At 72.0% G+C, this 25,700-nt stretch carries 20 protein-coding genes; 16 read left to right on the forward strand and 4 right to left on the reverse strand.

All coding sequences use genetic code 11. The features are described 5' to 3' along the window. Positions 1-35 precede the first annotated feature (35 nt). The gene (locus tag ACIQVZ_RS25680) at positions 36-1,391 is read right to left on the reverse strand and encodes a tol-pal system YbgF family protein (RefSeq protein ID WP_402453106.1); all 1,356 of its coding nucleotides are present in this window, start codon (positions 1,389-1,391) and stop codon (positions 36-38) included. 374 nt (positions 1,392-1,765) lie between these two features. Here ACIQVZ_RS25680 and ACIQVZ_RS25685 point away from each other — a divergent pair, with 374 nt between their 5' ends. The 13 genes from ACIQVZ_RS25685 (at position 1,766) to ACIQVZ_RS25745 (ending at position 15,484) form a co-directional block, all read left to right on the forward strand. Next, positions 1,766-2,803 carry an ACP S-malonyltransferase gene (locus ACIQVZ_RS25685; RefSeq protein WP_402453107.1) on the forward strand — a complete coding sequence of 346 codons (1,038 nt, stop codon included), beginning with the start codon at positions 1,766-1,768 and terminating at the stop codon, positions 2,801-2,803. Further along, the gene (locus tag ACIQVZ_RS25690; protein ID WP_402453108.1) at positions 2,800-4,764 is read left to right on the forward strand and encodes a hypothetical protein; all 1,965 of its coding nucleotides are present in this window, start codon (positions 2,800-2,802) and stop codon (positions 4,762-4,764) included. The genes ACIQVZ_RS25685 and ACIQVZ_RS25690 overlap by 4 nt, the downstream gene beginning before the upstream one ends. Positions 4,765-4,781: 17 nt before the next feature. Continuing rightward, positions 4,782-5,864 (forward strand): 3-oxoacyl-ACP synthase III family protein, encoded by a 1,083-nt coding sequence (locus tag ACIQVZ_RS25695; protein WP_402453110.1) that lies wholly within the window; start codon positions 4,782-4,784, stop codon positions 5,862-5,864. Between the two features lie 29 nt (positions 5,865-5,893). Further along, a complete protein-coding gene (locus tag ACIQVZ_RS25700) occupies positions 5,894-6,733 on the forward strand; it encodes an SDR family NAD(P)-dependent oxidoreductase (RefSeq protein WP_350876168.1) in 840 nt (279 codons plus the stop codon). After that, the gene (locus tag ACIQVZ_RS25705; protein WP_402453111.1) at positions 6,730-7,842 is read left to right on the forward strand and encodes a beta-ketoacyl-ACP synthase 3; all 1,113 of its coding nucleotides are present in this window, start codon (positions 6,730-6,732) and stop codon (positions 7,840-7,842) included. The genes ACIQVZ_RS25700 and ACIQVZ_RS25705 overlap by 4 nt, the downstream gene beginning before the upstream one ends. Then, positions 7,839-8,150, forward strand: a complete 312-nt coding sequence (locus ACIQVZ_RS25710; RefSeq protein ID WP_350876172.1) for an acyl carrier protein — start codon at positions 7,839-7,841, stop codon at positions 8,148-8,150. The genes ACIQVZ_RS25705 and ACIQVZ_RS25710 overlap by 4 nt, the downstream gene beginning before the upstream one ends. Continuing rightward, positions 8,147-9,475, forward strand: a complete 1,329-nt coding sequence (locus ACIQVZ_RS25715; RefSeq protein WP_402453113.1) for a beta-ketoacyl-[acyl-carrier-protein] synthase family protein — start codon at positions 8,147-8,149, stop codon at positions 9,473-9,475. Before ACIQVZ_RS25710 ends, ACIQVZ_RS25715 begins: the two co-directional genes overlap by 4 nt. Next, positions 9,472-9,825 (forward strand): antibiotic biosynthesis monooxygenase family protein, encoded by a 354-nt coding sequence (locus tag ACIQVZ_RS25720; protein WP_402453114.1) that lies wholly within the window; start codon positions 9,472-9,474, stop codon positions 9,823-9,825. The genes ACIQVZ_RS25715 and ACIQVZ_RS25720 overlap by 4 nt, the downstream gene beginning before the upstream one ends. Before the next feature lie 380 nt (positions 9,826-10,205). After that, on the forward strand, positions 10,206-11,570 hold the full coding sequence (locus ACIQVZ_RS25725) for a cytochrome P450 (protein WP_402453116.1): 1,365 nt from the start codon (positions 10,206-10,208) through the stop codon (positions 11,568-11,570). After that, positions 11,567-12,532, forward strand: a complete 966-nt coding sequence (locus tag ACIQVZ_RS25730) for a hypothetical protein (protein WP_402453118.1) — start codon at positions 11,567-11,569, stop codon at positions 12,530-12,532. The genes ACIQVZ_RS25725 and ACIQVZ_RS25730 overlap by 4 nt, the downstream gene beginning before the upstream one ends. Positions 12,533-12,646: 114 nt before the next feature. After that, positions 12,647-13,465, forward strand: a complete 819-nt coding sequence (locus ACIQVZ_RS25735; protein ID WP_402453119.1) for a maleylpyruvate isomerase family mycothiol-dependent enzyme — start codon at positions 12,647-12,649, stop codon at positions 13,463-13,465. A gap of 219 nt (positions 13,466-13,684) precedes the next feature. Beyond that, positions 13,685-14,092, forward strand: a complete 408-nt coding sequence (locus tag ACIQVZ_RS25740) for a hypothetical protein (RefSeq protein WP_402453121.1) — start codon at positions 13,685-13,687, stop codon at positions 14,090-14,092. Positions 14,093-14,290: 198 nt separating this feature from the next. Further along, complete coding sequence (locus ACIQVZ_RS25745; RefSeq protein ID WP_402453122.1) at positions 14,291-15,484, forward strand: hypothetical protein; 1,194 nt, start codon at positions 14,291-14,293, stop codon at positions 15,482-15,484. A gap of 117 nt (positions 15,485-15,601) precedes the next feature. Here the strand turns inward: ACIQVZ_RS25745 and ACIQVZ_RS25750 are convergent, their stop codons facing one another. From ACIQVZ_RS25750 to ACIQVZ_RS25760, 3 genes are all read right to left on the reverse strand, one after another. Further along, positions 15,602-19,921 (reverse strand): trypsin-like peptidase domain-containing protein, encoded by a 4,320-nt coding sequence (locus ACIQVZ_RS25750; RefSeq protein ID WP_402453123.1) that lies wholly within the window; start codon positions 19,919-19,921, stop codon positions 15,602-15,604. After that, complete coding sequence (locus tag ACIQVZ_RS25755) at positions 19,921-20,292, reverse strand: CU044_2847 family protein (protein ID WP_402453125.1); 372 nt, start codon at positions 20,290-20,292, stop codon at positions 19,921-19,923. Before ACIQVZ_RS25755 ends, ACIQVZ_RS25750 begins: the two co-directional genes overlap by 1 nt. A 262-nt stretch (positions 20,293-20,554) precedes the next feature. Continuing rightward, the gene (locus ACIQVZ_RS25760) at positions 20,555-21,724 is read right to left on the reverse strand and encodes a PLP-dependent cysteine synthase family protein (protein ID WP_402453127.1); all 1,170 of its coding nucleotides are present in this window, start codon (positions 21,722-21,724) and stop codon (positions 20,555-20,557) included. A 585-nt stretch (positions 21,725-22,309) separates the two neighbouring features. Here ACIQVZ_RS25760 and ACIQVZ_RS25765 point away from each other — a divergent pair. From ACIQVZ_RS25765 to ACIQVZ_RS25775, 3 genes are read left to right on the forward strand one after another with little or no spacing between them, the layout of a single operon-like run. Next, complete coding sequence (locus tag ACIQVZ_RS25765; RefSeq protein ID WP_402453129.1) at positions 22,310-23,515, forward strand: phosphatidylserine decarboxylase; 1,206 nt, start codon at positions 22,310-22,312, stop codon at positions 23,513-23,515. A gap of 27 nt (positions 23,516-23,542) precedes the next feature. Beyond that, complete coding sequence (locus ACIQVZ_RS25770; RefSeq protein WP_402453131.1) at positions 23,543-24,955, forward strand: hypothetical protein; 1,413 nt, start codon at positions 23,543-23,545, stop codon at positions 24,953-24,955. After that, positions 24,952-25,695: a pyridoxamine 5'-phosphate oxidase family protein gene (locus ACIQVZ_RS25775; protein ID WP_402453133.1), complete on the forward strand. Its 744-nt coding sequence runs from the start codon at positions 24,952-24,954 to the stop codon at positions 25,693-25,695. Before ACIQVZ_RS25770 ends, ACIQVZ_RS25775 begins: the two co-directional genes overlap by 4 nt. Positions 25,696-25,700 lie beyond the last annotated feature (5 nt).

Consider the following 25,700-nt stretch of genomic DNA (forward strand, 5'->3'; position numbering starts at 1 on the left):
GAGCCGGCTCGCCCCGCTACCGCGTGTGCGCATCGTCAGGCACGCCCCAGGGCGGTGGCCCGTTGGATGAGGTGGTCCGCGGCAGGCCGTCGGCGGTGGGGGAGCAGGAGCCCGGGCATCCGCGCCCTGGCCAGGTGGGCCCGGCGGGAGGCCAGCAGCGGGTAGACGTCGAGGAACTCGTGCCAGGTGGCGCAGGCGGATTCGATGTGTCCGGCCGCCAGCTGGCGCTCGGCCAGCCTGCTGAGGATGACGGCACGGGAGCGGGACTCGCCCCGGGGCCTGCGGGCGGCGGACACCTCCAGGAGCTTGATCGCCCCGGCGGGATCGCCGAGTTCGACTCCGACGAGGGCCCGCTGGTGGTCCCACGAGGCGCGGTGGTAGTCGCCGATCGGCGGTGGCGGGCCCGTGGCGTTCGTGAGGAGCTCGCGGGCGTCGCCGATGTGGCGCAGCGCGGCCGTCCGATCGCCGACGGCGGCCTCGGACAGGGCGAGTTGCCCCAGGACGGAGGCGCGCAGCCGCGGCGCCGAGGAGCTGATGCGGCAGTCGGCGGCGGCTTGCGCCAGGCGCAGGCTCTGGCGCCGGTGGCCGAGTTCGTAGGTCTGGGTGGCCATGGCGCGCAGGGTCATCGCCTGGGCGGCCGTGTCGCCGGCGTGCCGGGCCAGGTCGAGGGCGAGGCGGTAGTACTGGCCGGCGAGGCCGTTGAGGTCGTCGTCGACGTGCATGAAGGCGCACAGGTAGCACAGCCGGGCAGTGGCTCCGAGGATGCCGAAGTGCCGGACGGGCGGGGCGGGTGCGGCGAGCATGGGCGCCGCCGTGGTCGCGAGGAACGCGGCGAGTGCGGTGCGGGCCTGGCCTCCGCCGTGGACGCGGTCGATCGCGGAGAAGACGGGCAGCAGCAGGGCGAGCGCGTCCGGCTGGGCCGGGGGCGCCATTGCGCCCGCGGGTACCGACGGGTCGGTCGGGCGTTCGGCCAGGCCTTCGGGCAGGTCGATCGGGCTTCCGGACGGGGCGGGCGGCGGCTGGTAGGAGAGGAGGCTCCCGTGGCGATCGGGTGCGACGGCCGCCGCCGCGAGCCGCGCGAGCACCGCCGGGGAATCCGGCGCCGGGGTGCCCGGCACCGGGGTGTCCGGCGGCGGGTCTCCGAATCCGGCGTCGGCCAGGGTGACGGGCCGTCGGAGCCGACGGCCCAGCGCCGCGCAGACGAGGTGGGGGGCGGGCTTGCGGGGAACGGCTCCGGTGAGCCACTGGTGCACCGAGGCGCGCCCGTAGGCCCGGGCCCATCCGGATTCGGCGCCGATCTGATTGACGGCCCGGGCCAGTTGCTCTCCGGTCCATCGGGCTTCTTCGAGGAGTTCGCGAAGGCGGGCGTTCGGCACACGGCGGACGGCCATGTCTCTCCCGGCGGGTCGTCGACGCCGCGCTCACGGCGGCCCGGTCCGGCCTCCGCGGTACGCGGTCGCGCTGCGCACATCCCGCCATGCTATCCGCTCGCAGTGCCGCCGGAAACCCCGGATGTGATTCTCAACTCTAGATAATTACTTGGAAGTTGACGCCCGGAAAAGCTTGACGGGCCGGCCGTCGAAAAAGCCCCGCGAGGGCGGCCGAAGACCCCACCATCGGTGACGTCGGGGCGTTTCTTCGAACGTGCCCCAGGGTGGAGGCGGAATCCGTGATGTCCGGCCCGCAGCGTCCGCAGAGTCCCACGGCCACCGGAAAGTTCGTTCACATGTTCCCCGGGCAGGGGGATTTCAGTCTGACCCCGCTGTTGCGGACGCTTTCCCGCGTCGGGTCGCTGGCACGCGCGGTCGCCGAGGTCTTCGAGGAGGCCGACGTGGTCGCCGCCGAGTTCGGGGTGGCGCCGATCGGCCCCCGGCTGGCAGGCGGCTCCCACCTGACCGGCGGCTCCCGTTCGGGTGGTGGATCCCACCTGACAGGCGACTCCCCGCCCAGCACCGGCGCGCTGGCCGCCGAGCCGGCCGGGACCGTGCAACTCGCGCTGTTCGGTGTGTCGTTGGCGGTGCACCGCGCACTCGAAGCCGACGGCTGCCGGGCGCACCGTCTCCTGGCGGTCAGCTTCGGCGAGATCCCCGCGCTGACCGCGGCCGGATGCTGCTCGGTCGCCGACGGGGCCCGTCTGGCCTGCCGGCTCGGGCAGTTGCTGACCGGCCACGGCGGCGGCATGACGCTGCTGGGCGCGGGCCCGGCCACCACCCGCCGGCTGCTCGCGGCCGCCGGGCCGGGCACGGGCGTGGTGGTGGCCTGCGTCAACCACGGCGGGGAGACGGTGGTCTCCGGCCCGCTCGACGGGCTCGCCGTCGTCGAACGGTCGGCGACGGCGCACGGCGTGGGGGCGCAGCGGCTGCGGCTCCCGTTCATGAGCCACCACCCGGCTCTCGTCCACGAGGCCGGTGCGTTCGCGCACTTCGCCCGGCGGCTGCGCCTGTCCCCGCCGCGCCGACCGGTGTACTCGGCGGTGGCCGGCCGGTTCTACCGCGCGGACAGCGATCTGCCGAGCGCCCTGTCCGCGTGCCTGGTCAGGTCTTTCGACCTGCCCGCGGTGTTCGGCGCGTCGATGGCGGACGCCTCGCTGGTCGTCGAGGCGGGCACCGGCAGCACGCTGACGAACAGCGTGCGCAGGATCGACCCGCGGCAGGACGCGCTCGCGCCGGTCGCCGACGGCCGGTGGCCGACCGGCCCCCGGGCGCCGCTGCCGCCCCCGTGCTCCTGCCCGCCTCCCGCCGCGCCGGGGGAGGGCACGTCGCACCACCACCCGACCACGACGGCCGCACGGGGGGACTCTTGAACACCGCACGGAGGCCCGGCGAGGAGGCCGGCGCGATCGACGTCCTGACCCGCCTCTCGGCGCTGCTCCCTCCCTGGCGGGCCTCGGAGTTCGGACAGCTCCTGGCGGACCACCGGGCCGAACACGGGGCGGCGGCCCTGCGCACGGACGTCAGCGCGCACCGGCGGCTGGCCCGCCTGGCGGCCTCGCTGCCGCCGGCGGCCGAGGTGGTCGCCGACGCGGAACTGCTGGCCGCGCTCAGCGAGGCGACGGCACTGGCGGATCCATCGCTCTATCAGACCTTCCTCTCCCACTACACCCTGTGCGTCGGCTCGCTGGTCCTCCTGGGCGGCAAGGCCGCGGACCCGGACGGCGCACTCGCGCACGCACGCACCAAGGGCTCCTTCCTGGTCACCGAGATCGGCGACGCCGGCAGCCACCTCGGGATCCGCACCGAGGCCCGGTTCGACCCGGCCCACCGCGCGTTCACGCTGCACACCCCGGACCACCGGGCCGCGAAGTTCTCCTCCGTCGCGGCGTTCGGCCTGCCCCAGCAGGCGGTGGTCTGCGCACGGCTGCTGACGGGCGCCCGGGACGGGGGAGTGTTCTCCTTCCTCGTCGACATCACGGGGGCCGACGGCCGCCCGGCACCGGGCGTGTCCGTCTCCGGCCCGCTCCCGGTGGGCGCGCTCCCGCTGCCCTACGGCCTCGTCCGGTTCCACGGCGCCCGGATCCCGTACGACCGCTGGCTGGCGGACGGGGCCGGGATCGACGCCACGGGCGTGCTGCACGACCCGCAGCCGAGCGCCGACGCCCGTCTCCAGCGGACCCTGAGCTGCGGCCAGGGGCTGTGGGCCACCCTGCCGTCCGCGATGGCGGGCCTGGCGGGCCGCAGCGCGGCGATGGCCTGGCGGTTCAGCGCGGGCCGCCGCTCGCACGGCCGGCTGGCGCCCGGAAGCCCGGTCCTGGAGTACCGCACCCAGCAGCACGCCGTCGTCGGAGCGCTGGCCGCCGCCTTCTCCCTGCGCTGCACGGCCCGGGCGGCCCTGTCCGCGTGGGCGGACCTGCGCGCCGCAAGCCCCTCCGGCGGGCCGGGCACGGCGATGACCTTCTCCCCCTGGGCCGCGGTCGACCGCTCGCTCGCCCTCCACAAGGCGCACAGCACCCGGGCCGTGGCGGAGCTCGTCGACTCCCTCCAGCACTGCTGCGGGGTGTCGGGCCTCTTCGACCACAACCGGCTGCCGGGCTACCTCGGCTTCGCCCGCGCCTTCGACAACGCGGGCGGCGACAACACCCTCATCCTGCTCGACGCGGGCCGCGCCCTCGCCGAGGAGCGGGCACGCCCCGATCGGCGGAGGGCCGGTCCGGGCCGGTTCCCGGCCGACCAGGGCCCGTTTTCGGCCGACCCGGGCCTGTCTTCGGCCGACCCGACCGGCGCGGCGTGGTGGCCCGCGGTCGTCACCGCGCTGCAGGACCGGCTCGCCGACGACCTCGCCGCCGCGGCGTCGGCCCGTACCGAGGCGCTCCACGGCTCGCTCCGGCGAGACCTGGAGGTGTGGAACCCGCTGCTGGAGGACGCCCTGGAGCTGGGGGACGTCCAGGCCCGCCGGCTCGCGGCCGAGGCCGCGGTGGAGGGGAACGCCGCGCACGGGCGGGGGTGGCCCGTTCCGCGGGCGGCCGAACTCGCCGCGCTCGACGGCCTGCGCCAGGCCCGGCGCCTGGCCGGTCCCCTGCTGGCGACCGGCGTGCTCACCCCCTCGGCCGTACGCGCCCTGCCCGCCGCCATGGACGCCCTGTGCGACCGGTTGCGTCAGGCCCTGCCGGACATCGTGGCCGCCCTCGACCCCGGGGCGGGCTTCGCCCGTACCACCCTCGACGAGCCCGACTACGCCGCCGCGCTCCTGGCCGCCCACGGCGCCTCCGCCAGCACCCCCGCCGGCACCCCCGCCAGCTCCTCCGATCGCACCGGGAGCACGTCGTGAACCGAAGGAAGCCCCCCATGACCGGCGTCCTGGGCATGGGCACCTACCTGCCCGCCGAGGTCCGGGGCAACCACGAGGTCGGCCCGCCCGCCGGTGTCTCGGCCACCTGGATCACGGAGCGCACCGGCGTGGTCGAACGGCATCGGGCCGCACCCGACGAGGCCGCCTCGGACCTGGCAGCGGCCGCCGTACTGGCCGCCTGCGAGGCCGCCGGCATCCCGCCGGAGCGGCTCGACCTCGTCGTCGCGGCGACCTCCACGCCCGACGAACTCGGGCCGGCCACCGCCTGCCGCGTCCAGGCCCTCACCGGCGCCGCCAACGCCGTCGCACTCGACGTCAGCGCGGCCTGCTCCGGCTGGCTGTTCGCGGCCAAGGTCGCGCACGCCTGGCTGGCCACGACCCCCGGCACCCGGTACGCGGCGGTCGTCGGCGTCGAGGCCTACTCGAAGTTCGTCGACCCCGCCCACCGCGGCACCGCCGTCCTCTTCGCCGACGGCGCCGCCGCAGCCGTCCTGGGCCCCGTCCACGACGACGCGGGCTTCCACGGCTTCCGCCTCGGCTCGGACGGCCGCGGCGCGCACCACGTGCTGATCCCCGCCGGCGGCAGCCGGATACCCGCCGGCCCCGAGAGCCTGAACGCCGGGCTGCATCACATCCACATGGACGGCCGGGTCGTGCGCGACTTCATCGCCGAGATCTTCCCCCACCTCGTCGACCAGGCCCTCACCGACCACGGCCTCGACCTCAAGGACATCGACGCCTTCATCACCCACCAGCCCAACCCGCTGCTCCTGCGCGCCGTCGCGGACCGGATCGGCATCCCGGCCGAACGCCTGCACATCACCGGAGACCTGACGGGCAACATCGGCGCGGCCTCCGCCCCCTTCGCGCTGGCCGACGCCGCCGCCCGCGGCCTGCTGGCCGACCGGGCCCGCGTACTCGTCTGCGTCTTCGGCGCCGGTCTGACCTGGGGCAGCGCCCTGCTCACCTGGACGGGCGCCCGCTCCCTGCGCGCGCCCGTCCGGGACAGCGGCGACCCGAAAACCCCGGCCCGGGACACCCCCGTCCAGGACACCCCCGCCCGGAACGCCACCGACTGACGCCCCGCCGGAACCGGAGGAACACCCCCATGACCATCCTCAACCGCTTCCGCCTCGACGGCCGCCGCGCCTTGGTGACCGGCTCCTCGCGCGGCATCGGCCAGGCCGTCGCCGTCGCGCTCGCCCAGGCCGGGGCCCGGCTCGCCCTCTCCGCCCGCACCGGGCCCGCGCTGAAGCACACCGCCGACCAGGTGGCCCGCTACGGGGGCACCCCCGTCCTGGTGCCCGGCGACCTCGCCGACACCGGGCAGGCCGCCATCGTCGACCAGGCCGCCCAGGCCCTGGGCGGCCTCGACATCGTCGTCCACAACGCCGGCATCCTGCCCACCAACCTCGACGGCAGCACACTCCTCGCACCGCTGCAGCACCTCCCGCAGCACGTCTGGGACGAGGTGGTCGCGGTCAACCTCAACGCCACCGCCGCGATCTGCCGACACGCCCACCCGTACCTGGCGCGGTCGGACGGCGCCAGCCTGGTGCTGATGTCCTCGGTCGCGGGTCTGGTCGGCACGCCCATGATGGAGGTCTACGCCGCGACCAAGGCCGCCCAGGTCTCCCTCGCCCGCAGTCTCGCGGTCGGCTGGGCCCGCAGCGGGATCCGGGTCAACGCGCTGTGCCCGGGCTGGGTCCGCACCGACATGACGGCCGCCGTCCACACCAACGCCGCGCTCACCGACTGGCTGCTGGCCCACGTGCCCATGGGGCGCTGGGCCGAACTGGAGGAGGTCGCCGCGGCGGCGCTGTTCCTGGCCTCGCCCGCCTCCGCCTTCCTCACCGGGCAGGCGATCGCCCTGGACGGCGGCCTCTCGGTCCCCGACGGCGGCCTTGCGGGCACCCCCAAGCCGCCCTCCCCGTTCGCCGCGGCATGACCTCCCCACCCCTCGTCGCCGCCCCCGGCCACCGTGCCACGGCGGTGATCGCCGGCCTCGGCTCCAGCCTCCCGCCCCAGGAGGTGACCAACAGCCAGATCATCGTCCGGGGCGGCCTGGACACCACCGACGAGTGGATCACCGGCCGGACCGGCATCCACCGCCGGCGTCTGGCCGGACCCGACATCAGCACCGGGGACCTGGCCACGGCCGCCGCGCGCGCCGCGATCGACTCCACCGGCTCCCCGGGCCTGCGCCCGGACCTGCTCCTGCTGGCCACCACCACGCCGGACCGCCCCTGCCCGGCCACCGCACCGGAGGTCGCCCACCGCCTCGGCCTCGGACCGGTCCCCGCGTTCGACCTCGCGGCCGTCTGCTCGGGCTTCCTCTACGGCCTGGCCACGGCCTCCGGCCTGCTCCGCAGCGGCGCCTGCCGCACCCCCCTGGTGGTCGCGGCCGAGAAGTACTCGGCCATCGTCGACCCCTTCGACCGCGACACCGCACCGCTCTTCGGCGACGCCGCCGCCGCGGTGGTGCTCCGCCCCGGGGACACCACCGAACCCGGGGCCCTGCTGGAGACCGACTGGGGCAGCGACGGCGGCGAGTACGACCTGATCACCGTGGCCGCAGCCGGCTCGCGACTCCCCGCCACCGAAGCCGCCGGGCGCGGCGACCGCTACTTCCGGATGCGCGGGCGCCAGGTCTACGCCCACGCCGTACGCCGGATGGCCGCCTCCGCCGGGGCCGTCCTGGCCGCGACCGGCTGGCAGGCCCGCGAGGTCCAGGCCTTCATCGGGCACCAGGCCAACCAGCGGATCCTGGACGCCGTCGCCGACCGCCTCGGCATCGCGCCACGGCACCGCTTCGGCAACATCCGCGACGTCGGCAACACGGCGGGCGCCTCCGTACCGCTCGCCCTCGCCGACGCCGCCGCCCGAGGGGCCTGCCGCCCGGGCGCCCCGACCCTGCTCACCGCGTTCGGCGGCGGTCTCACCTGGGCCTCCGCCACCCTGCTGTGGCCGGACGCACCCGTACGGACGGCCGCCCCGGAACCCCGGCCCCCGCGCCACGACCGCGACCACGACCACGAGGAGGTCAGCCCACCGTGAACCCCGTCCGCGAGCACCTGGTCACCCTGCTCACCGAGAAGTTCGACACCCCCTCCGGCACGATCGGCGACAACGCCGCCCTCGACGAGCTCGACCTCGACTCCCTCGCCCGGATCGAACTCGTCGTCACCCTCCAGGAACACTGGGGCGTCGCCCTGGACGACGACCTCGACTCCGCCGCCGACGTGACGGTGGGCCAACTCGTCGACCGCATCCACGCCCTGCTCGCGCAGCCCGTCAGGCCCGTCGCCTCCGTCCAGCTCGATCCGTCCGTCGGCCCCGAGCAGCCGCCCGGCCCAGCCGCATGACCGCGTCCCGCCCACCGCTCGCCGTCACCGGGATCGGCCTGGTCACCCCGGCCGGTCACGGGGCGGAGCCGACCTGGCGAGGCGTCCTCGACGCCCGCAGCACGGCCGCACCCGACCCGGCGCTCGCCGGGCTCCCCGTCGTCCTCTCCTGCCGGGTCCCCGGCGACTCCGCGGCGCTGGTCGGCGGCCGCCAGCCCTGGCGGCTGGACCGCGCCACCCGCTTCGCCATCGCCGCCGCGCGGGAGGCCGTCGCCGACGCGGGCCTCGAACCCGCGCGCTGGGACGGCGCCCGGGTCGCCCTGGTCCTCGGCTCCGCCGCCGGAGGAGTCGGCAGCTACGAACACGCGGCGGAACGACTCCGCACCCTGGGCCCCTCCGCCGTGTCCGCACTGGCGCTCCCCGCCTTCCTGCCGAACATGGCAGCAGCTCAACTCGCCATCGAGCTCGGCACGACGGGCCCGGTGCTGCACACCGCCACCGCCTGCGCCTCCGGGGCCGCCGCCATCCACACCGCAGCCCTGCTGCTCCGCACCGGAGCCTGCGACATCGCCCTGGCCGGCGGCACCGACGCCATGATCACTCCGGTCTGCGTCGCCGGATTCGCCCGGATGAAGGCCCTCTCCCGCACCACCGACCCCGCCCGCGCCTCCCGCCCGTTCGACGCGGACCGCGACGGTTTCGTCATCGGCGAGGGAGCGGGCTTCCTCGTCCTGGAACGCCGGTCGGACGCGACGTCCCGGCAGGCCACGCCCAGAGCCCTGCTGGTCGGCAGCGGAACCGCCGCCGACGCCTACCACCCCGTCGCACCGCACCCGGAAGCCCGCGGACTCGAAGCGGCCGCCCGGCTGGCCCTCGCCGAGGCCGGCGCCTGCCCCGACGACGTCGACCACGTCAACGCCCACGGCACGAGCACCCCGCTCAACGACTCCGCGGAGGCCCGCCTGATCGACCGGCTCTTCGCCCGGCGCCCCCCGTCCGTCACCTCCGCCAAGGGCGCGCTCGGCCACACGATGGGCGCCGCCGGTGCCATCGAAGCCGCCCTGGCGGTGCTCACCGTGCAGCACCAACTCGTCCCCGCCACCGCGGGGTTCGCCGTCCCCGACCGGGACACCGGCGCGATCGACCTGGTCCACGGCGGCCCCCGCCGCCAGCGCCTCCACCTCGTGCTGAGCACCTCGGCCGGATTCGGCGGCCACAACACCGCCCTCGCCTTCGCCCCCGCCGCCACCCCCGGGAGCCGGCACCGGGACGAGGACGCCATGCGCGTCGCCGTCCAGGAAAGAGCTGGATCGTTCGGCGCATCCCGCCTTACGGTGGCGCCATGAGCGATCACCCCGAAGCACCTGTCGCGCCCGTCGAGGCCTATGAACCCCCCTACTACCTGGCCGTCTTCACGACAGTGCGAACCCAGGAGCAGGGCGGTTACAGCGAGACCAACGCCCGCATGGAAGACCTGGTGAAGGACGTCCCCGGGTACCTGGGGATGGACCACGCCCAGACTCCCGGCGGCCTGGGCATCACCGTCGGATACTTCCGCGACGCCGACGCCCTCACGGAGTGGCGGACCAACGTCGAGCACCGCGCGGCGCAGAAGCGCGGGCAGGCCGAGTGGTACCAGAACTACACGCTGCACGTGGCGAAGGTGGAGCGCAGCCACGGCTTCAGCCGAGCGTAGGGTCCGCAGAGCCCAGCAGCGGGCCGACCGGCCGACGTCGCCTCGGCGACGGGCATCCAGGACCGCCCGAGCACCACCTTCGGCGACGTCAAGGCGGACGGGCCGGCGCACTTCGTGCCCGGCTTCGTGCGCGGTGACTTCGTCGAGCTCGTCAAGGACTCCGCCGGGCCGGAGCGAGGCCTTTCCGTCACCGGCCCGGCGGGAGCGGCCGCGTCCTCGCCGACCACCGTCCCCTCCCAGGGGGCTCGCGCAGAACACTCACCCGATCGTGGGGTTCTTGGCCTTCCCGGGCTTGTCGGGAGCCCCGACCGGGTACATGCGGCCGGGGTCGTTCCAAGGTCGCGGTCGATCCGTCATCGAAGCTCAGGAGGGGGAAAGTCATGAGTTCGGCAACCGCAACACCTTTGGCGCCCGGCCGGCTTCCGCTGGTCGGGCACGCCTGGCGGCTCTGGCGCGATCCGATGGAGTTCGTGCTCGGCCTGCGGACGGTGGGGAGAGTGGTCCGAGTCGGCCTGGGCCGAATGACGCTCTACTTCGCCACGGACCCGGATCTGGTCCACCAGGTCCTGGTCACGCAGTCCGGCAGCTTCGAGCGCGGCACGATCTTCCAACGCGCCGGGGCGGTCTTCGGCGAGGGGTTGGTGACTTCGGAAGGCGAACGCCACCGCGTCGACCGGCGGATGATCCAGCCCGGCTTCCACCGTACCCAACTCGCCCACTACGGCACGATCATGAGTGACAACGCCCGCGAGCTGGCCGAGTCCTGGCAGCCGGGCGACCGCATCGACGTCGACGAGGCGATGTACCACCTCTCGATCGCCAACCTCACCGAGGCGATGTTCTCCCACCGCCTCGACCGCGCCGGCACGCATGAACTCGCTCACGTGGTACGGGTGATCAGCCAGGGAGCCCTGATGCGCGCGGTGTTGCCGCCGTCGCTGACGGCCGCGCCCCTTCCGGTGAACCGCAGGTTCGACGCCGCCGCCGGCGCCATCCATGCCACCATCGACCACGTCATCGCCGAACGCCGCGCCAACCCCGGCGGCCAGCAGGACCTGCTGGCGCTCCTGCTCGCCCTGCGCGACCCGGCCACCGGCGGGCCGATGGGCGACAGCTGGATCCGCGATCAGGCCGTGACGATCCTGAACGCCGGAGTGGAGACCACCGCCACCACCTTGACCTGGGCCTTCCACGAGCTGGCCCGTCGCCCCGAGGTCCGCGCACGGGTCGAGGAGGAGGTCGACGCGGTCGTCGGCCGCGGGCCGGTCGGGCCCGACCAGGTGGCCGCGCTGGACTACACGGACCGCTTCCTCAAGGAGGTCGCGCGGCTGCACTCGTTCCTGCTGCTCATCAGACGGGCCACCACCGCGGTCGACCTGGGCGGCATCCGGCTCCCCGCCGGCGCCGAGGTGGCCTACAGCCTCTACGCGCTGCACCGCGACCCTGAACTGTTCCCAGACCCGGAGCAGTTGGATCCCGACCGCTGGCCGGCCGGCGGTCAGCCGGTCCGACGGGACACCTACCTCCCGTTCAGCGCCGGCGTCCACAAATGCATCGGCGACACCTTCGCCTGGGCCGAAATGGTCGCCACCCTGGCCGCCGTCACCGCCAGGCACCGGCTCAGCCCCGCTCCCGGGACCACCGTTCACACCAGGCCGGCGATCGTGCCCAAGCCGGACAGGATGCCGATGATCGTCCACCCCCGGCAAGGCCGCGCCACCACTGATCGCGGAGCAGCCCGATGACGCCGGCCAGGACACCGGTGCTGCGGATTCCACCACTGCACTGCCCGTTTCCCGACCAGGTCCATCCCGACGCCGCCGAGATCGACCGCGCATCCCTGGCATGGCTCGACGAATTCGCGCTCCTCACCGACCCCGCCGTACGCGCCCGCTTCGGCCGGTCGAAGATCGGCTGGCAGGCCTCCCGTACGACACCGGACGCCGACGCGGAGCTGGTGCAACTGCACTCCGACTGGCAGATGTGGCTGTTCGCCTTCGACGACGTCCGCTCGGAGGAAGCCGAGGAAGGTGCTCAACCCGGTCCGATGGCACGGAGCCTGGCGTGCTTCCTGCGCATCCTCCAGGAGCCCGAGACGCGGGTGGGGGAGGAGGATCCCTTCACGGCGGCCCTGCGGGACCTGCGCCGGCGGCTGGCGGCGGTGGCCAGTGGGGTGCAGGTCGAGCGGTTCGTCACCTCGGTGCTGGGCTACTGGTTCGCCCAGCTCTGGGAGGCCACCAACCGGGCGGACGCGGTGTGGCCCACCGTCGAGGAGTACACGGCCATGCGCGTCCACACCGGCGCGGTGCCGACCTGCCTGGCGTTGATCGACGTCGTCGGTCGATTCGAGCTCCCCGCCGCCGAGTTGGCGCGTCCAGACGTCAAAGCGTTGACGGCCAAGGCCGTCAACGTGGTCTGCTGGGCCAATGACATCCACTCCTACGAGAAGGAGGCCGCCCGCAGCAACCACCCGGTCAACCTGCCCACCCTGCTGCGCCGCCGTGACCGTGGCACGGTCCAGGAGGCGGTCGATCTCGCCGCCACGATGCACGATGCCGAAGTCGCCGCCTACTGCGAGCTCCGCCCCCTGCTCCCGGCAGGCCCCGAACTGGAACGCTACCTGGACGGCCTGCAGTCATGGATGCGCGGCAACCTGACCTGGTCGCTGTCGACCGGCCGGTACCACCAGACACCCCTCCAGGCCTGAAAGCCTCCGGCACGTGCGAACTCGTCGTCCAGGCGGATCGCGATGGTCAGCGGCCGGCCCTGACCGTGTCGCGGGCCTGGACAGCGGCGCGGGGGTCGGCCAGTCTTCACCAGCATGACCCTCCCGCTCCCCGAGCACGTCCCCGGTGCCGCGCGCACCGCGCTCTTCGAAGCCGTCACCGCCGTCGGCGACGCGGCCGTCGCCCTGCTCGCCGGCGGCCGCGGCGACACCCCGATACCCGGCGCCGAGTGGACGGTCGGCGAGGCCGCCGCCCACCTGGCGATGGCCAACGAGCTGATGGCCGCACTGGCCGCCGGCGAGGAACGGCCGTACGGGGACGGCACTCCGGGTGCGCTGGCCGCCGCGAACGCGGCCTCGCTGGCCAGGCGGCCGGAGCGGGACCTGACCGTGCTCGCCGGGGAGATCGCCCGGCAGGCAAGGGAGTTCACGGCGGCGGCCGGCGCCCGTGCCGGCACCGAGCCGGTGCTGACCCCGCTCGGCCCGATGGACCTGGACACCCTCGGCGCCTACCTGCTGACCCACATGCTGGGCCACCTCTACGACATCGCCGTCGCGCTCGGGCGGCCGCACCCGATCGACCGGCACCGCGTCGGGCTGACGATGCCCTTCCTGCGGACGGCGATGCCCCGGGTGCTGGACGCGCGCGCCGCGGCGGGCCACAGCGCCTGCTACCGGCTGCGGGTGCGCGGCCTGGGCGGCTTCGCGGTGACCTTCACGGACGGTGTCGCCGTGGTGAGCCAGGAGCCGCCGCGCCGCCCGGACTGCACGATCCTCACCGGGCCGGTGGCGTTCTTCCTCATCGCGCTGGGCCGCTACACCGCCACCGGCGCCCTCGCCCGGGGCAAGGTGCTCGCCTGGGGCCGCCGACCGTGGCTGGCCCCGGGCTTCCCCCGGCTGTTCGCGGCCCCCTGAAACGGCCGCCGGCCTTGCGGTGGACGCCCGTGTCACACCGACGCATCGTGACCTGGCCGTCGTGCCCGCCGAGCGGATCGCCCTGCGGTGAAAACCCGCCGGTCGTGGGTGAAATGGGTGAAATTTATAGGGTTTTGCGATTTTGTCGTCCTGCCGCGCGGTGGTGGCATGCGGGGGTTCCGCAGCATGAAGCGAGGTCACCAATCGAGAGGTGGAGAGATGATCAAGAAAATCGCTGTCGTCGCAGTTGCTGCCAGTGCCTTCGTTCTCGCGGACGCGAGCTGGGCCGTCGCCGGCTCGGGCGATCATGGCGGCACGGACAGGCGTGGCGGAGACGTCGGCATCGCATGCGTGGTCGGCCAGGACGCGGGCTTCTCGAACAACTGCGGCAACACGTACATCTACAAGCCCAACCTTCTGGGCGACCTGCTCAACCTGCTCTCTCCGCCTCCCACCACCGGTGGCGGTGGTGACAGCGGCGGGGGTGGCAACAACGGTGGCGGTAACAACGGGGGCGGTGGCGGTAACAACGGGGGTGGCAACAACGGGGGCGGGGGCGGTAACAACGGCGGTGGCGGTAACAACGGGGGTGGCAACAACGGGGGCGGTAACAACGGCGGCAGCTGATCCGTTCGACACCGGCGTGTTCTCCTCCGTGATCACGCCGGCGGGGCCGGGGACGCACTGGGCACGACGGGTGCGCGCCCCGGCCCTCTCGTGCCCTTTGGAGCACAGAATGGTGCCCGATCGTCCGTTGTGCTGCGCGGCGACAGTCCGGCCGGATATGTCAGAGGGAACACCTGTCGCGCCTCTGGAGGGGTTCCCATGCACGCGAAAGACCCCGGCAAGCCGTCGGAGCCGCAGCGGCGCCGCGACCTGCCGCGCAAGGCCGCTCCGGCGGCGGACGGGCTGGGGCTGAGCCTCGGGGGCGGGTCTGCGCAGACGGTCCTCGCCTTGCAGCGCGGCATCGGCAACGCTGCGGTCTCGCGCGTGATCGAGCGGTCCAGGCAGCAGCACGGTGCGGGGTGCGGTCACCCGCAGGCCGCCGTCGGGGCGGGCGCACCGGTACAGCGGTCCACCGTCCACGACGAGGTCTTCTCCCCGTCCGACCGCTTCGAGCGGGAGGCCGAAGCCAACGCGACCCGGGTGTCGAGCGGAGCTGTCCCCGCCCAGCGGGGGACGGGGGACGCAACAGCCGCCCGCCCCGGTGAGCCGGTCGTGCAGCGCGCCATCACCTACGCCAAGGCCGACTGGTCACGGCAGCACCTCTCGCCGGACCGCTTCGCGGAACTGCTCCACCAGGCGTCCGGCGAGCAGGACGGTGACGGATTCAGCGTCCCCTACCGGGAGTTGTTCAAGGCCCTGGAGGAGTCCGCCATCACCATCGAGATCGACGAGCAGACGGACATCAGGGGTGCGCGCGCGTTGTTCGCGCTCAGCAACGAGGGAGAGGGCGGCGCGCTGAGGATCACCCCGCCCAAGGACGGCGCCTCACCGCTCGAACTGCGGGAATTCGCCGCGACCGTGACCCACGAGATGCAGCACGCGCTCGACTCGGTCACCGGCCGTTTCAAGTCCCAGGAGAAACCGCAGACGATGGCGCAGCGGAAGATCTCCACCGAGTTGCGCGCGTTCGGCGAAGAGGCGGCCGCGGCGCTCAAACTCGCCATGGGCGACGGCTACAGCAAGAGCGAGGGGAAGCTCTCCGCGATCCTGAAGACGATTCCCCCGGACCGGCTCACACCCGAGCGCAGTCGACTCGCCGGGGAGTTCCACACGATGGACAGCTACCGCGCCAGCGGCCGGAATCCCCTCGACGCCTTCGGGCCGGGGATCCGGATCCACGACAGCGTGCTCCTGGAACGCGTGGCGGGCTACCTGGCCTCCTACAAGCTGGTCGCCAGCACCCCGATCAGCGCGGAAGCACTCCAGTGGCTGCGCGACACCCCGGCGGTGGTGGAGAAGGGTCTGATGGAGGGGATCGTCCTGTTCCACAACCACCGCCCGCAGCCGGAGTGAGACCGCGGGCGGTCGGGAGGGTGACAAGTGCGACGCCACGTCCATCCGTTGCGGGCGGAAGCCCGGATCCGTGCGTTCACCGCGCGGCCGGCGTCGAGTCCGGTGCCGTCCGCGGCTTCAGGGCTTGGGGGGAAGGCAGAGGGGACGGTCGGGTACCCGGACTGGCAGGGTGCGTCGTTCATCGGCGGTGAAGGAGCGGTAGCCGATGATGCGGCACAGGTCCCGCTGCCAAGCGTCGGGGTCGAGGACGATCCGGTGGACGTAGCCGTTCTCGGTGCGGATGAGGATGGTCTTTCCGTCGGTGGTGGCGTCCAGGAAGGTCAGCGGCTCCTGCAGACTGTTGTCGGTCACGTCGCGGAAGTCGTAGGAGTCCACGGAAGGTGGGCCGCCGACCTGGTAGATGCGGATGGCGTTGTTGGCCGCGATCATGAAACGGCCTCGGGCGTCGACGAATCGGGTGATGGCCGAGTTCTGGCCCGGTGTGCTGGTGGTGGGGAGGGGGCCGATTTCCCTCTGCAGGGGGTCGAGCCGCCACAGTTCGATGACGCTGTTCCGGCGGAGAACGGCCAGGTAGCGGCCGCTCTCGTCGAACCGGGCCGCGATCAGGTCGGTGATGCCCGGGTTCAGCGACGCTTCGGTGTGGCCGGTGCCGATGTCGACGACACGGATCACGGGGTCGTCGTGGACGATCACAGTCAGCTTTCCCTCCTGCCAGTACGGGCCGACGTACATCTGTGGCGTGCCGTGCTTGTCGGCCCGGGGGTGGAACGCGGCCGCGTCGAACTGCGCCGACCGGACGCCGGTTCTGGCCTCCCACTGCTGGATCTGGGTGCCGGAGACCGTCACCAGGTGGTCGGCTCCGTCGAAGAAGTAGCTGAAGTCGTCGGCTGCCGAGTCGCCCTGGGGCGGTGGTGCCGCTGCGATGCGGGCGACCGCTCGCAGGGTGGAGGCATCACGGACGGAGGCGGTGTTCGGGCCGTCCCGGAGTGCGATGAGCGTGTCGTCCCGGTTGGACATGAGGCGGTCGCCTCTGCCCTTCCAGGCGGGCTGTGGCAGGGCTGTTCTGGTCAGGAGCCTTCCGACGTCGAGCCCGGGCTCGCGGAGTTCGAGGTCGGAGCCGCCCGTCAGGCGGATGGTGATCTTTCTGCCGTCCCGACTGAGGTGGACGGTGTCGGCCGCGGCCGTGTCCTCCTCGCCCGCGGGGATCTCGGTGTAGGAGATGGAGCTCCGTCCCTGACCGGCGAGATACTCCTTCCCGCCGGCGGAGAGGAGGACGGACGCGTGCTCGTACAGGCGGCCCGGTTCGTCCACCAACGCGACGGCTTTCCCCCGGTCGAGGTCCACGAGCGTCAGTTTGGCGGCTTCGTTGGTCACGATCCGGTGGCCGTCGGCGCTCGCCGCGATCAGTTCGGTCGCCGGGGCGATCGTCTCCGTGGTGTCGTACGGTTTCCCCACCACGGATCCGTCGGACACCCGGATCAGTCGCACGGTGCTCTTCGTGCCACTGTCCTGTCCGGGGTCGTGGGTCCGGACGACGGCGACGGTGGTCCGGTCCCCGGAGGGCAGGATCCCTTGGTGATCAGCAGGCACCACCACGTTCCGCGCGGCACCGCCGGCCATGTCCACGGAGGCCAGTCCGGCACCACCGTTGCTGGTTCTCACCAGCAGGGAATGCCCGTCGGGGCCGAACCACAGCCCGCTTCCCATGTCCTGAGGTGCGGGGACGCGGCCGGCGACCGCCCCCGCCTCCAGATCCCACCAGACCAGGCTGTCGCGGGTCGGAACGGCGATGTAGCGCCCGTCGGGTGACATCGCGGCCGCGTCGGCAGGAGCCGCGGAGATCTGCAGCACCCCGTCCACTCGGGGCAACTGGTGTACCTGGCCGATGGGCGTGGTGCTCTCCTTGTCGACGTCGAACCAGCCTCCCGCCCCGTCGTCGGTCACGAATCCGGCTCGGCGTCCGTCCGGGGAGACCACCAGGTAGAAGGCGTACACGGCCGGGACCGGCCGGCTGTGGACGGTGCCGTCCCGGCCGCGGACGAACAGGACGACGTGGGCCATGGCGTCGCGGGAGAGGACGACGTCACCGTCCCGGCTGGTGCTGAACGTCCCGCCGGTTCCGGACATGCCCGAGAACAGGGAGTCCGCGCCGGCCCGGAGGAGGTACTGCCGCATCAGCTGGTTCCGGGCTTCGGGCGTGGGCTTCGTCCGGTACGCGGCGAGGGCCATCATCACGGCCCGTACCGGGTCGTAGGTCATGTCGTCCTGGGAGGCCTGGACGAGGGCGCGGGAGTCGGAGTCGGCCTGGCGCTCCGCGGCATCGCGGCGGGCCGTGGCGAACAGGACGCCCAGGGAGAGGGAGACGGTGATCACCGCGACGAGGACGGTCCGGAAGGTGCGGCGCCGGCGGCCGCGGGCCCGGTGGTGCCGCCTCGCGAGTTCGAGGTAGGTCCGTTCGGCTTCGGACAGCTCGGCGCCGCGCTCGCGCTGCCAGGTGCGGGCGGTGGCGAGGGTGGGCCCGGTGGGGAGCAGGTCTGCGGGTTGACCGGCGTAGTCCCAGCGCCGGCGGTCGTGCCGGACGGATTCCCGCCACTCCAGGAATGTGCGGTCCTCGCCGACCCAGTCGCGCAGCCGGGACCAGGCGGTGATCAGGGCCTCGTGGGCCAGTTCAACGGTCTCGACGCCCTCGGCACTGTGATCGATGACCAGGAGCCGGGTGCCGGCCAGGCGTTGGGCGATGTGCCATTCGTCCTCGGCGAGCTCCTGGCGGGGAACGGTCCGGCGGGTGGCACCGGGTGCCCCGAGGGGGACGCGGACGAGGCGGGTGAAGAGCCGGCGGGCGGCCGGCTCCTCCCCGGCGGAGACATGTCTGTCCCAGGCTTGCTCGGCGTACTCTCCGAGGGCTCCGCTGACGTGACCGATCTCCTCGTACGCGCGGTGGCTGAGAACCCCGGCCGCCTGACGCTTCCACAGCAGGTCGAGGGTGAAGCCGAGGAGCGGCAGGGCACCCGCCTCACCGCCCGCATCGGTCAGGATGCGGTCCACCAGGTGGGCCTCGTAGCGAACCGACGGAATCGCTGCCACCGGTGCGGTGACGATCTCCCGGAGCTGGTCACCGGTCATCGGCCCCAGCGCGTAGACCTGTCGGCTGCAGGCCCGGCCAAGGCTCGGATGGGCCAGCGCGGTCTCCAGGTAGTCGGCCCGGAGCGTGGTGAGCACGTGCACGGTCCGGGGGAGCGACGGGCCGAACAGCACGGCCGCCAACTCATCGACGGCCGCCGGGTCGGTTCCGGTGAGCATCTCCTCGAACTGGTCGACCACGACGATCAGTTGATCGGTGCCGAGGCGGGCCAGCAGGAGAGCTGCGAGATCTCCGAGCCCCTGGGCGCGCAGAAGGCCGACAAGCACCGGAAGGCGCTCGAGGCGTTCCAGTTCGGTCAGTTCCGGTTCCAGTAGCGGAGACAGCGCGGCGGCGAGCGCGGACAGCGGGGTGGTGCCGGCGTTGGGCCGGATCACCACGGCGGTCATGCCCTGGGAGCGCAGGCGGGGTATGACGCCGGCCATCGCGAGGGAGGACTTGCCCGAACCGGAGGGGCCGACGAGGGTGGTCCAGCGTTCCCGGGCGACCAGGGCGGTGACTTCCGCCGTCTCCGCCCGACGGCCGTGGAAGACCGGGGCGTCGGATTCCCGAAGCGGGCGCAGACTTCGAAACGGTGACGGCGGCAGCGCCAGTTCGCGAAGCTCCGGCCACACGGAGGCGAGGCCCTCGGCGGGGATCAAGTAGCCGGACGGAGGGTCGCCGGTCTCCGCGACCGCCATCATGCCGACGACACCGTCGAGCTGTTCGTCCCACACCGGGCCGCCGCTGAACCCCGGGGAGACCCGGTAGCCGTTGGCGGCCAGGTCGGCCTGGATCCACCCGTTGGCCTGCCGGGCCCTCAGGACACCGGAGTGCCAGACACCGCCCGGGCGGCCGCTCGGCAGGCCGTACGCCCGCACCGCGTGTCCCCACACGTCGGAGGACTCCACCAGGCGGATCGGCCGGGCGCCCGGAAGCGGAGCGGACAGGTGCAGCACGGCCACGTCCCCGGCGCCGTGCGGGTGGGCGGGCGCCCACCGTTCGACAGTCGTGGGAACGCGCGTACCGCCTGTGCCGTCAGCCGCGGTGAGCGGAGGGTTGGTGAGCGGAGGGTTGGTGAGCGGCGGGTCGGTGAGCAGCGGGAGGTCGACGTCGACGCGGGCGTCGGCGTCCGGCTCGGCTCCCGGCGGGAGGCCGAGCGCGGCGGACACCACGTGTGCACAGGTCAGTATCCGATCAGCGGTCACCAGGAAGCCGAGGCCGACCGGGACGCCTCGACGGTCATGGATGCGTACGACGGCGGAGGCCAGTGCATCGGGCCCGGCCCCGTCGACGGCGTCGGCGCGGAACGTGGACACTATGCCGGGTCCGAAGCCGCCGGAGGCGCCGATGCCTCGGTGGTCTGCCGGTTCCAGGTGAGCGAGACCTTGAAGTTGGCCTCCGCGGCGGTACTGGAGATCACCACGTCGGCCTCGGCCGACAAGGACAGGCCGAACTCGATGCTGATCTCGTCCGGGGCGTGCGCCAAGCCCCGGAACCCCTCGACGAAGTTCTGCGCGACCGGACGCACGCCGGCCAGCATGTCCCCGAGCGAGCGTGTCGCCCGAGCCACCACCTGTCCGGGCCGGGCGACCTGCACCAGTCCTTCTCCGACCTGCTCGATCTCCACCCGGACCACGTCCTGCCCCTCGCTCACCGAGCCGACGGGCAGTTCCACGAAGTACGCCATGATCCCCCCGGATCTGGTCAAAGCCCCCGAACAGAACACCGCTTGTGAGGTGTCGCCTGCTCACCGTAAAGGCCTACCGGCCTCCGCGTCCCGGAATCATGACTGTCGGTCAGTTCGGTCTTCCCGTCGTCGGTGGTCCGCGCGGTGATCCCGCTGGTGACGCGGGACGGCGGCCGATCCGGCCCCGATCCCGGCGGGAATCCGTGAACGGGCCCGGAACGGCTCCATCGCCGTTCCGGGCCCGCTTGCCGGCGCGCAGGTGCTACATGTTCCACATGGCCGTCGTGGGGCGGGGCGCGGGGGGAACGGATGCGGGCGGGGCCCAGACGCCGTTCTCGAAGAAGTCCTTGATGGTGGTGTACCAGGGCTTGTAGACGATCCCCTGCTCCGCCAGCCAGGCGTCGTTGTAGTACTCGTTCGTGTAGCGGTCGCCCGGGTCGCACATCACGGTGGCGACGCTTCCGAGTTGGTGGCCGTCGTTCATGCCGAGCAGGATCCGGATCGCGCTGAACACGCCGGTTCCGGTCGAGGGCCCGGCGTGGATGCCCCACTCCGTCCGGTCGGAGAGGTAGCGCATGGTGGCGATCGACGCCGCGTCGGCGACGCGGATCATGCGGTTGACCGTGGTCGGCACGAACGAGGCCTCGACCCTGGGGCGACCGATGCCCTCGATGTGCGAGCCCTGGTCGGTCACCGTGGGGTCCTGCCAGTACCAGCCGTCGAAGTACGCGGAGTGCTCCGGGTCGGGCACGCACACCCGGAGTTTCCTGGCGGTGTACCGGGCGTACCGGGCCACCGAGGTCGTCGTGCCGCCGGTGCCCGCGCCCATGGCGAACCAGTCCAGGTCCGGCAGGCCCTTCAGCAGTTCCGCCGCGAGACTGTGGTCGCCACGCCAGTCGTAGGACCGTTCCGCGTACGTGAACTGGTCCATGAAGTGGCCGTCATAGCGCTTCGCCACCCGGCGGGCGTACTCGACGATGTCACCCGACACCGGGACCACGGTGCCGCCGTACTGCTCGATCGTCTTCAGCTTCTCCGGGGCCGTGCTCTTCGGCACGACCGCGTAGAAGTCGATGCCGAGCCTTTGGCAGTACCACGCCTCGGAGATGGCCGTCGAACCGCTGGACGCCTCCACCACCGGGCGGCCCTTCGCCAGCCAACCGCTGGCCAGGGCGTGGGTGAGCAGCGCCGCCGCGAGCCGGTGCTTGTGGCTGCCGGACGGCTGGTCGGCCTCCCGCTTGATGTACAGCTTCAACCCGTTGAGCTGCGGGGGTAGCGGGATCTCGTCCACCGCCGTCTCCTTGGGCGCGAGTTCGCCGCGGATGGTGTGGATGCAGGTGTTCACCCACTCCCGGTCGTCCGGGTAGACGTCCGACTCGTCGTCCCCCTCCACCGCCAGGACCCTCTCGTCCACACGTTCCATCACACTCATCAGCACTCTCCGTCCAGCTCGTCGAGCTCCACCCGCCCATGCCGGGGCGGCATCCGCCCCAGCATGGGAGGAGTGGCGGCCCCTTGGGGGAACGCGGTGCTTGCGACACGCACTATTCGTCGCGACAGCGCAACGCGCCCGGTCCGCCCGCGAGCTGGACGAGCAGTTCCGGCAACTCTGCGGCGGCGTAGCGGAGTCTGTGCAAAGGAACGGTTGGCTCCCGATCGAGGAAGGACCGTCTCGGTCAGGGATGCTGAGGAAGGTGCACCGGAAGTCGGCCGGGCCGACTTCCGGTGCACCTGGGGCACGCCTTTCGGATCACGCCGGGAGGTCGCCACCGGGGTGACCGTAGGTGCCCGGGACCGCCGGGCGCGGCCACCACCGGTATCGGCCTTTCGCGCCGAAGTGCCCCTGCGGATCTGCCACTTCAGGACCATCCGCAGTCGGGAGCGATGCGGGCGTACCGCCGGGCGGAGGTGGTTTTTAGACGAACGGAGTAGCCGCGGGTGCGGTTCTTCGGGGAGCGGGACGTACTGGTGAGAGGGCAGCGCCCAGGGGGTCCCGTCGAACGGAAGGACACAGGACATGGAGTCGCAGAACATCAAGGAATTCAAGGAGAAGGTCGAGGCGCTCTACGGCGACGAGGAAAGCGATTTCAGGCGCAAGTTCGATGCGGCGATCAGGGGTTTGACGCCGCCCACGGTGTACCCGGACTCGGACGTCTACAAGGACTGGCGAGGGGCGACCGGAAAGACCCTGGCAGAATTCTTCGTCGAATGGTACGACTGGGGTTGGAAGCAGCCCATCTCCGACGGGCTGAGGTACATCCGCAAATTCAGCTGGATCAGCTACGAGAACGCCGCGGGACTCGCGTTCGTGACCAGCGAATCAGGGCGTGAGGTGCTGGCGGACTTCACGCAGCTGCAGGGCCGGCAGATGGACTCCACGGATTCCGAGAATCTGGTTCAGCAGTGGATCGACGAACTCGGCGAGAAGCGGATGGAGGACTTCAAGAAGGGGGACTGGTCGACCCTCAACAAGTTCTTCATCAGGGAACTGAAGCCCGGTAAGCGGCCGATCGACCACCCCGACGACCCCAGCGTCGTGACCGCCCCGACCGACTGCGTCATCAACATGATCGTCGACAATCTGGCGCCCGACACGCCGCTCCCGATCAAGGCGGCCGTGACCATGAGTGTCAGCAGGCTGCTCGACGGCTCCGAGTACGCCGAGAAGTTCATCGGCGGCACGGCCGTGTCGTGCATCCTCATGCCTGACACCTACCACCGCTACCACGCCCCGGTCGGCGGCGAGGTGGTCGAAGCCCGCGACGACGTCGGCGGCGTCTACTACGGGATTCGGGACTTCCCCGACCTGCTCAACAAGGGGAACGTCGGTTACGGGTACGACTACAGCCTGTTCGAGGACTTCCGCCGCGGATACGCCATCATCAAGACGCCCTACGTGGACCACCTCGGGGAACCGGACGGCGAAGGCTATGTCGCCCTGGTGCCCGTCGGCCTCAACTCGATCGGCTCCGTGAGGTTCCTCGATCCGTTCCGCAACATCACGGCGGAGTCGGACCCGGTCGGCGTGAAGAAGGGCGACGAGATCGGCTACTTCCAGTACGGCGGTTCACTGAACATCCTGCTGTTCGAAGAGAAGCGGTTCCCCGCACTCCAGCTCCTCCTGGGCCAGCGGATCGGGGTCCTCCAAGAGGTCGCGCACACCGAGCGCCACTTCGAGCGCTACGTCCGCCCGCTGCCCGGGCGCGTTGCGCCGACGTCCTGACCTCCCTCCCGAAACGGAAAGTGAACCATGCTTCGTCAGCCCGTTTACGCGATCCCGGCGAACGCCTTCAACACCCAGACGATCCACTTCTATCCCGACCCCGAGAAGAAGGAGGACGAAGGAGTCCCGAAGGCGGTCCGTTCCTACGCCGGGTACGCGGACGTCGACGGCCCCGGCACCGAAAGCAGTCGCTTGTTCTACTGGTTCTTCGAGAGCCAGACCTGCGACCCCCACGTCGACGCCGGCAAGCAGAAGGACCTGATCGAGAAGACCCCTCTGCTGATCTGGCTCAACGGCGGTCCCGGCGCCTCGTCGCTCCTGGGGCTGTTCCTGGAGAACGGGCCGCTGCGCATCGGTGACGACGCTGCCGGGACCATTTCGGTCAGCCCCGACTCCTGGAACCAGGAAGCCCACGTCATCTACTGGGACCAGCCGGTCGGCGCGGGATACAGCTACTGCAAGAAGCCGGAAACGTACGTCAAGGACGAGGACGAACTCAGCGAGATCTTCCACCGGGCGCTGGTTCAGTTCCTCGAAACGTATCCGGAGTACCAGCAGTGCCCCCTCTACGTCTGCGGTGAGAGCTACGCGGGCAAGTACGTGCCGTACATCGCCCAAAAGATCCAGCAGAAGAACCTCGCGGGGCCCGGAACGCACGTCAATCTGAAGGGGATCTCCGTAGGAAACGGCTGGATCACCCCGGCACTCTCGATCCGCGTCATGATCGACTACGCCTACGCGTCCGGATTCCTCGGCAAGGGCCAGAAGGACATCCTGGAATCCTCGTACAAGCACTTCCAGGACGCCATCAGCGGCGGCAGGATGAAGGAGGCCACCGATCTCGGAAACGGCCTGGTCAACGCGATCCTCGCCTACGGAGGCGACTTCGACGTCTACGACGTACGGCGCTGGGAGGACCTGTCCGCGGGTGCACTGGGCTCCTACCTCAACAGCGCCGCCGTCAAGGAGGCCCTGCACGTCGACCACGAGTGGAAGTCCGAGGACAACTCCGGTCCGGTGGCCATCGCGCTGAAGGCCGACAACATGGCGGATGCCTCGCAGGTGTACACCGAACTCATCCACGCGAAGGAGAACTACAAGGTCCTGCTCTACACCGGGGACTTCGACACCGCCTGCGGGTACCAGAGCACCGAGGAGATCCTCGACCAGATCATGAAGGACGGCTGGCAGAAGGCCCCGCGGCTGATCTGGAAGCAGGCGCAGGGCCACCCGAAGGGCTTCGTCCGCACCCTGAACAACGTCACCCAGGTCGCGGTGCCCGACTCCGGGCACGAAGTGCCGGCCTACCAGCCGCGGATCTGCCGGGAGATGCTCTACAACTGGCTGTTCGACCGCCCCTTCCACGGCCAGGACCCCGAGCGCGCAGCCCAGGCCATCCTGGCCAAGGCCCAGGAGGACGCCGAGAAGGAGACCGGATGAGCGGCCACCTCAAGAGGACGAAGGAGACGGCCGACCTGGTGGCGGCCACAGCCGTCCTCAAACAGGCCTACGTCTGCACCCTCGCCCACGTCGACCCCGAAACGGGCGGGCCGAGGTGCGTGCCCATGGTCTACGCCTACCACGAGGAGGGGGACGAGCGGCGCCTCTATCTGCACGGCTCCGTCTACTGGCCGCCGCAGACCGAGCTGTCGCCCTCACTTCGGCAGCTGTGGAACGACGCCGGGGTCCACGTATGCCTGGCCGTCACCGTGCTCGACGGCCTGCTCGTCGGACGGGCGGCGATCAGCACCTCCCTCAACTACCGCTCCGTGGTGGTGGACGGCATCGCCCGGACGGTCGATCCGGCGGACCGGGCGAAGGCGTTCGAGGCGCTCAGCAATCAGGTCATCCCGGGCCGGTGGCCCGAGCTGCGCCCGATCAAGGACGGCAAGGGCGGCAAGGCCAGCGAACTGGACTCGGACAAGCAGCACACCCCCACCGTCGGGGTCCTCTCCATCAGCCTGACGGAGAACACGACGGTGGTGCGCCTCAAGCGGCACCACGCCGCCGAGCCGGAGCACGAGAACCAGGAGGACCGGGACTGGGACCACGGCAACGCCTGGGGCGGTGTGCTCCCCATGCGCCAGGTCTACGGGCCGGCGATCCCCGACTCCCACGTCAAGGACAAGCAGGCCGCCCCGCCGGACTCCGTCCAGCGGCTCATCGGCAGGACCACCTAGGGGTT

It is taken from the genome of Kitasatospora sp. NPDC098663, assembly GCF_044760075.1.
GTDB lineage: Bacteria > Actinomycetota > Actinomycetes > Streptomycetales > Streptomycetaceae > Kitasatospora.